General features: G+C 73.8%; 6 protein-coding genes. 4 read left to right on the forward strand and 2 right to left on the reverse strand.

What is annotated here, in order from left to right; translation table 11 throughout:
- Positions 1–180: 180 nt before the first annotated feature.
- Positions 181–915: a sigma 54 modulation/S30EA ribosomal C-terminal domain-containing protein gene (locus tag ACIQOV_RS19680; RefSeq protein ID WP_387692252.1), complete on the forward strand. Its 735-nt coding sequence runs from the start codon at positions 181–183 to the stop codon at positions 913–915.
- A 110-nt stretch (positions 916–1,025) separates the two neighbouring features.
- On the opposite strand, the gene lpdA is transcribed toward ACIQOV_RS19680, so the two are convergent.
- Entirely contained in the window at positions 1,026–2,432 is a 1,407-nt protein-coding gene (gene lpdA / locus ACIQOV_RS19685; protein ID WP_387733705.1) for a dihydrolipoyl dehydrogenase, read from the reverse strand.
- 280 nt (positions 2,433–2,712) lie between these two features.
- Positions 2,713–4,329, reverse strand: a complete 1,617-nt coding sequence (locus ACIQOV_RS19690; RefSeq protein ID WP_401050046.1) for a M28 family peptidase — start codon at positions 4,327–4,329, stop codon at positions 2,713–2,715.
- A 162-nt stretch (positions 4,330–4,491) separates the two neighbouring features.
- Between ACIQOV_RS19690 and ACIQOV_RS19695 the strand changes: the two genes are divergently transcribed.
- From ACIQOV_RS19695 to ACIQOV_RS19705, 3 genes are all read left to right on the forward strand, one after another.
- Positions 4,492–4,671, forward strand: a complete 180-nt coding sequence (locus ACIQOV_RS19695; protein ID WP_401050048.1) for an antitoxin — start codon at positions 4,492–4,494, stop codon at positions 4,669–4,671.
- Positions 4,672–4,842: 171 nt separating this feature from the next.
- On the forward strand, positions 4,843–5,433 hold the full coding sequence (locus tag ACIQOV_RS19700) for a TetR/AcrR family transcriptional regulator (protein ID WP_401050050.1): 591 nt from the start codon (positions 4,843–4,845) through the stop codon (positions 5,431–5,433).
- Entirely contained in the window at positions 5,430–6,923 is a 1,494-nt protein-coding gene (locus ACIQOV_RS19705; protein ID WP_401050053.1) for an MFS transporter, read from the forward strand. The genes ACIQOV_RS19700 and ACIQOV_RS19705 overlap by 4 nt, the downstream gene beginning before the upstream one ends.
- Positions 6,924–6,937: the final 14 nt, after the last annotated feature.

Here is a 6,937-nt window from a genome sequence, read left to right on the forward strand (position 1 = left end):
CGAAGTAGCGCAGCTGGTGCATCTCCATGACCGGTGACGATATTCGACCGGGTGCTCCATCCGCTCGGCCGATCGGTCCGCCGGACGAGCGACCTAGGGCCGTTGGGCCCTGGCCGCGCGGAGCGGGGGCGGGAATCCTGGTCGCCGGTATGGCGCCGGCTGGGAGTGGAAGGGCCTGGGATGGGCGAGTTGGTCACGGTGAGGGCGTTCGAGGGGCTGACCTGCGAGGTCCTGGCCGAGGCGCGGGCCCGGGTGGGCGCCGCGGCGGCGGCTCCGGGAGTGGGGACGCTGGTGGAGGCCCTGCGGGTCCGGCTCGCGGCCGTGGCCGGGGGTGTGCTGGCGCAGGTGAACGCCGAGGTGGACGGCCGGCGGATCCGCGTCCAGGAGGCCGCGGCCGGGCTCGGCGACTCGCTCGACCGGGTGAGCGACGCGCTGCGCGGCAGGATCAGGGCCGTCACCGGGGCCTGGGCACCGCGCCCGTGGCCGGGCCACCGCGCCGCGGCCCCCACCGGGCCGGACGGCGGCGAGCTCCGCGAGCTCCGGGTGGTCCGGCACAAGGAGCCCTCGCTGGTCTGGTGCTCGCCGGAGGCCGCTGCCCGGACCATGGACGCGATGGACTACGACATCCACCTGTTCACCGATCCGGCGACCGAGACCGACGCCGTGGTCTACCGGGTCGGGCCGACCGGCTACCGCCTCGCCCGTACCGTCCCGGCCGGACCGGCGGGCCGCCGGACCTCGCCGATCACCCTCAGCCCGTACGGCGCGCCCCGGCTGACGCAGGCGCAGGCCGTCGACCGGCTGGCGGGCGCGGAGCTGCCGTTCCTGTTCTTCGCGCACCCGGTCACCGGCCGGGGCCGGGTGCTCTACCGCCGCTTCGACGGTCGGCTCGGCCTGATCGCCGGGCACGTCTGACGGGCCCCGACCGGAGCCCGGGGCCGCTCCTGCCGATCGGCCCGGAACCGCGCCGCGCCCCCGCCGGGCAGTCGCTCGACGGGGGCGCGGCGCGTGCCGAGGGCCGGTCGTCACATGTTGATCATGTGGCCGGCCAGGCCGTGGATGGCCTCCTTGACGGCCTCGCCCAGGGTCGGGTGGGCGTGCACGTTGCGGGCGACCTCGTGGACGGTCAGGTCCCACTGCTGGGCCAGCGTCAGCTCCGGCAGCAGCTCGGTGACCTCGGGGCCGATCAGGTGGGCACCGAGCAGCTCGCCGTGCGTGTTGTCGCTGATGACCTTGACGAAGCCGATCGGGTGGCCGAGGCCGTGCGCCTTGCCGTTGGCGGTGAACGGGAACTTGGCGACCTTGACGTCGTGGCCCAGCTCGCGCGCCTGGGCCTCGGTGTACCCGAAGGAGGCGATCTGCGGCTGGCAGTAGGTGGCGCGCGGGATCATGACGAAGTCGACCTCCATGGTCTCCGCCCCGCCGATGGTCTCGGCGGCGATCACGGCCATCGTCTCGGCGGCGTGCGCGAGCATCAGCTTGGCGGTCACGTCGCCGATCGCGAAGATGTGCTCGACGCTGGTGCGGCCGCGGCCGTCCACTGCGATGGCGTTGCGGTCGGTGAGCTTGACCCCGGTGTTCTCCAGGCCGTAGCCGTTGACCCGCGGCGCGAAGCCGATCGCCTGGAGCACCTTGTCGGCCTCCAGCACCTGCTGCTGCCCGTCCTTGGTGACGGTGACCCGGACCTTGGCGTTCGGGTCGCTGTCGTCGATCGACTCGACCCGGGTGGAGGTCAGCACCTCGATGCCCAGCTTGCGGTACTGCTTGGCGAGTTCGGTGGAGACCTCGACGTCCTCCAGCGGCACCACTCGGTCCAGGAACTCGACGATGGTGACCTTCACGCCGTAGTTGTGGAGCACGTAGGCGAACTCGACCCCGATCGCGCCGGCGCCCGCGATGATGATGCTCTCCGGCAGCTGCTCGGTGAGGATCTGCTCCTCGTAGGTGACCACGCGGTCGCTCAGGCTGGTGCCGGGCAGCAGGCGGGTGGTGGCACCGGCGGCGATGACGCAGTGGTCGAAGGTGACGACCTCGAAGCCGCCGCCGCTCAGCGCGACCTGGAGGGTGTGCTCGTCGACGAAGGTGCCCCAGCCGTCGTACTCGGTGATGCCGTTCTTCTTCATCAGGTAGTGGACGCCCTTGACCCGGCCGTCGGCCACCGAGCGGCTGCGCCGGAAGGCCTCGCCGAAGTCGAAGGTCACCTGGCCCTCGACCTTGATGCCGAAGGTCTTGGCCTCCTTGGTGAAGATGTGGGCGAGCTCGGCGTTGCGCAGCAGGGCCTTGGAGGGGATGCAGCCGACGTTGAGGCAGACGCCGCCCCAGTACTTGGCCTCGATGACCGCGACCTTCAGGCCCAGCTGGGCCGAGCGGACGGCGGCGGTGTAGCCGCCGGGGCCCGCGCCGAGGACGACGACGTCGTAGTGCGTGCTCATTTTGCTGACTCCTCCGAGGATGTCACCGTGTCGTGATCTCGGTCCCATGGTGTCAGGACCGGACCCGGCGCACCCACCGGGTCTCGGCGGATGCGCTCCGCGCGGCACCGTACCGGTCCGTGGCCGGATTGTCAGTGTCCTGCGCTACGGTGACCGCACCCACGGCCACCAGGGGCGATGAGGCGGGGAGGTCCCGGATGGAGCAGTCTCGGACGGAGCGGTCGGGTACGGCGGTCGGATGGGCCCGCCGGCCGGGAGCAGCGGCGGGCCCACCCTGGCGTCAGGCCACCACCCCGCCGGAGTGGGCGTCGCTCGTGCCGCTGATACCGGGCGCCGCCTTGGCGGCCGGGCGCTGGGCCGGGACGGGCCGGTGGAGCGAGGAGAGGTCCCAGGCGTAGGTGCCGACGGCGTTCGCGATCACGTCGATGTTGACGTCGAAGACGCCCATGTCGATGTTGCCCAGGTTGTCGCAGGCCTTGTGGTAGCACCCGTCGTACGCGGCGCCGGCGGTGCCGCCGTAACGGGCCGCCTGCTCCGGGGACTTGACCTTCTCGGCGCCGGTGTCGGTGCCGCCGGCCGGGATGCCCGCGTCGATGAACGGACCGTAGTCGGAGCGGCCGTCGAAGAGGGTCGGGTCGTGCGGCAGGCCCCGGCCGTCCAGGTAGCCGTTGATGTCCCGTTCCAGCTGCGCCGAGCCCTCGGGGCCCGCGTCGCCGCCGGCGCTGCCCGAGCCGTTGTAGACGAACTGCGCGTAGTTGGGGGACGCGATCATGTCGAAGTTGAGGTAGAGGCCGATCTTCTTCTTCTCCGCGTCGGAGAGGGAGTTCACGTACGCCTCGGCGCCCTTGAGGCCGAACTCCTCGGCCGACCACCAGGCGAACCTGACCTTGTTCTTCACCGGGTGGACACTGAGGTTCTTCGCGACCTCCAGGACGCCGGCCGTGCCGGAGCCGTTGTCGTTGATGCCCGGCCCCTCGGGCACGGAGTCGAGGTGCGCGCCGACCATCACGGTGTGGTCCGGGTCGCCGCCGCGGGTCTCGGCGATGACGTTCCAGGTCCTGCGCTGCTCCATGAAGGTCCGGATGTCCAGGGTCACCCGGACGGGCCCGGCGGCGGCCTGGGCGGCCAGGGCCTGGCCCGCGGCCTGGGTGATCCCGCCGGTCGGGATCCGCCCCGCCGTCGGCTCGCTGAGCGTCCCGTTCAGGGTGCCCTCGGTGTTGTTGTAGATGATCGCCCCGGTCGCGCCGACGGCGGCCGCGGCGGCCTGCTTCTCGGCGAAGGAGCATCCGCCGCGCCGGATCAGGGCGATCTTGCCGGTGAAGGCGCCCGACGGGTAGTCGGCGGGCGTGCAGCCGGTGGTGGCGCCGACCGGGGCGACCGCCAGGTCCGCGGTCAGGCCCGCCTCCGGGCCGCCCACCGAGTACGTCATGGCGATCACCGGCACCGATTCGGCCTTCGGGGAGACCACGTCGAGGCGCTCGGAGCGGGCCTCGAAGAAGGTGTACACGAACTCCTGCTTGGACACCTTGAGCCCGGCCCGGCGCGCCTGCTCGTAGACGTACTGCGCGGACTGGTCGTGCCCCTTCGAACCGGCCACCCGGGTACCGCCGTTGCGGTCCGCGATCAACTGGAGCGCGGCCAGCGTGGCCCGCGCGTCCCGGGCACTGCTCGCCTCGACCAGCCGGGAGGCCAGCTTGGCGCCCTTGCGCGCCGGGTCCGGGTCGGCCGAGGCACTGCCGGCGCCGGCCAGCAGCAGCGGGGCGACCAGCGCGGCGACGGTCAGGGCGGCGCCCGCGCCACGCCGGGTGACGGCGGTTCGCGGGCGCCCTGTGGAGGTGGCGGGGTCCTCCGGGACGGAGCGGTCGAGCGGGGAGGTGGGGCGACGGGTGCGCAGCATCAAGGGAGCTCCATCCGACGGGCCGTGAAGGTCATGAGGGTCATGATTTGACATGACCGGAATCCCGTTGCCAAGCCTTTACGCAGACCTTGCGAGATGCGGGTCGTGGCGCGCGCGGTGATATTGGAGGGGTGGGGGCGTCTCATCCAGGAGTGTGACCAGATGTCCATGATGGATAAGCTCAAGAACCTGCTGAAGGGCCACGAGGAGCAGACCGACAAAGCCGTCGACAAGGCGGGCGACACCGTCGACCAGCGCACCGAGGGCAAGTACAGCGGTCAGGTGGACGCCGCCCAGGAGCAGCTCAAGAACCAGTTCCGCGACCAGCCGCCGCAGCAGTAGCGGCTCCTGCCTCCCGCGGGCCGCCCCACCCGGGGCCGCCCGGCCGGCTCGCCACCCCGGTCCGGCCAGCAGGCCGGCTCGCCGCCTTCGTCCATGGGGTCGATTCTGCCCGGGACGCTCCCGCGAACGCGAGTAGACACTGTCTACAACCACCTGGTAGACAGTGTCTTCATGACCGAACAGGAACAGGATCTACGGGCCCGACTGGTGGCCGCCGGCGTCGAGTTGGTGGCCGAGGGCGGCGTCCAGGCGCTCGGCCTGCGCGAGATCGCCCGTCGCGCCGGGGTCTCGCACGGCGCGCCCCGCCGCTACTTCCCCACCCACCGCGAGCTGCTCGCCGCCATCGCCCAGCAGGGCTTCGGCAGGCTCACCGACACCCTCGCCGGAGCCGACGCCCTCACCGCCACCACCGGCGCCGACGCCCGCACCCGCCTCGACGCGCTCGCCCGCGCCTACCTCGGCTTCGCGGCCGCCAACCCCGGCATGTTCGAGCTGATGTTCCGTCACGACCTGCTGGAGGGCAGCGGCGCCGAACTGCGCCGCACCACCCTGCCGCTCTTCCTGACCGTCGTCGGCCTGGTCTCCGAGGTGCACCCGCGGTCCGACGATCCGGCCGCCGCCACCGCCGCCCTCTGGTCCAACCTGCACGGCCTCGCCCAGCTGCGCACCTGGGGCAGCCTGCGGCTCATCACCGGCGACGATTCCATCGAGCCGCTGCTGCGCGCGACGCTGGACGCCCACCTCGGCCCGGCCGCGCGGTGAACCCGCGGCACCACCGGGGGCTCGTCCTGGCCGCGAGCATCACCGGCGCCGTCCTGGTCGCCGTCGACGGCACCGCGCTGACCGTCGCCCGGCCGGCCCTCCAGCACGACCTGCACGCGTCCGTCGCCGCCGTCCAGTGGGCCGGCACCGGCTACCTGGTCACCGTCGCCGCCCTGCTGGTCTTCGCCGGCCGCCTCGGCGACCGGTACGGGCACCGGCGGGTCTTCGCGCTCGGCGTGACCGGCTTCGCCGCCGCCTCGCTCGGGATCGCCGTGGCGCCCGGCATCGGCTGGGTCGTCGCCCTGCGCGTCCTGCAGGGCGTGGCCGGCGCGCTGCTGCAGCCGGCCACCCTGGGCATGCTCCGGGCCGCCTGGCCCTCCGACCGCCTGGCCGGTCCGATCGCCATCCGCACCGCCGCCATCGGGCTCGCGGCGGCAGCGGGGCCGCTGGTCGGCGGGGCGCTGACCGCGCACCTCGGCTGGCGGTCGGTCTTCCTGCTGGGCCTGCTGCCCGCCGCGGCCGCCCTCCTGGCGGCGCTCGCGGTGCCGGCCGGGGCCGGATCGCCCGACACCCGGTCCCCGGCCGCCGGGCACGGCAGCAGGCACGGCAGCGAGCACGACGGCCAGCACGGCAGCGGGCACGGCAGCGGGCTCGACCTGCCCGGCGCGGCCCTGCTCGCACTCGCGCTGGCCTTCCTGGTGGAGAGCCTGGTGACGCTGCCGGACACCGGCCGGCCGGTCGTCCCGCTACTCTGCCTCGCCGCGGCCGGAGTCCTCGCCCTCCTCCTGGTCCGGCACGAACGCCGGACCGCCGACCCCCTGCTGCCGCCCGCACTGTTCCGCTCCACGGCCGTCGCGCCGCCGCTCGTCGTCCTGCTCGCCGCCTCCGCCGCGCTCCAGGGCGCACTCTTCCCGGCCGTCTACTACCTCCAGGACGTGCTCGGGCTCGACCCCCTGCAGAGCGCCCTGCGGGCGATGCCGCTCGCGGTGGCGATGATCCTCGCGGCGCCCGGTTCCGCCCGGCTGGCGAAGCGTCACGGCGAACGGGCGGTGGTGCTGCCGGGGATGGCACTGATCACCGCGGGGGCGCTGCTCACCGCGGGGCTCGGCACCGGCTCCGGGACGCTCGCGATCGGCGGCTGCTTCGCGCTGCTCGGCACCGGCTTCGGTGCGGTGATGGCCACCGCCACCACGATGGTGGTCCGGGGTGTGTCCGCCGCCCGGGCCGGGGTCGCGGGCGGCCTGCAGCAGACCGTCCTGAACACCGGCCCGGCCCTGGGCATCGCCCTGGCCACCACCGCCGCCGGCCGTACGGACCCCGGCGCGGCGCTCGCACCGTCCGCGCTGACCATGGCGGCGGTGGCCGGCGCGGGGACGCTGCTCGCCCCGCGGCTGCCCGGACGGGCGGCTGGACCGACGGCCGGTGGGGCCGCCGATCGGGCCGCCGGTCCGGCGTCGGGCGGGCGGGCGGAGCCCACCGGCCGGCGGTGAGCAACGCCCTTGCC

Source organism: Kitasatospora sp. NPDC091257 (assembly GCF_044757675.1).
Taxonomy (GTDB): domain Bacteria; phylum Actinomycetota; class Actinomycetes; order Streptomycetales; family Streptomycetaceae; genus Kitasatospora; species Kitasatospora lactacystinica.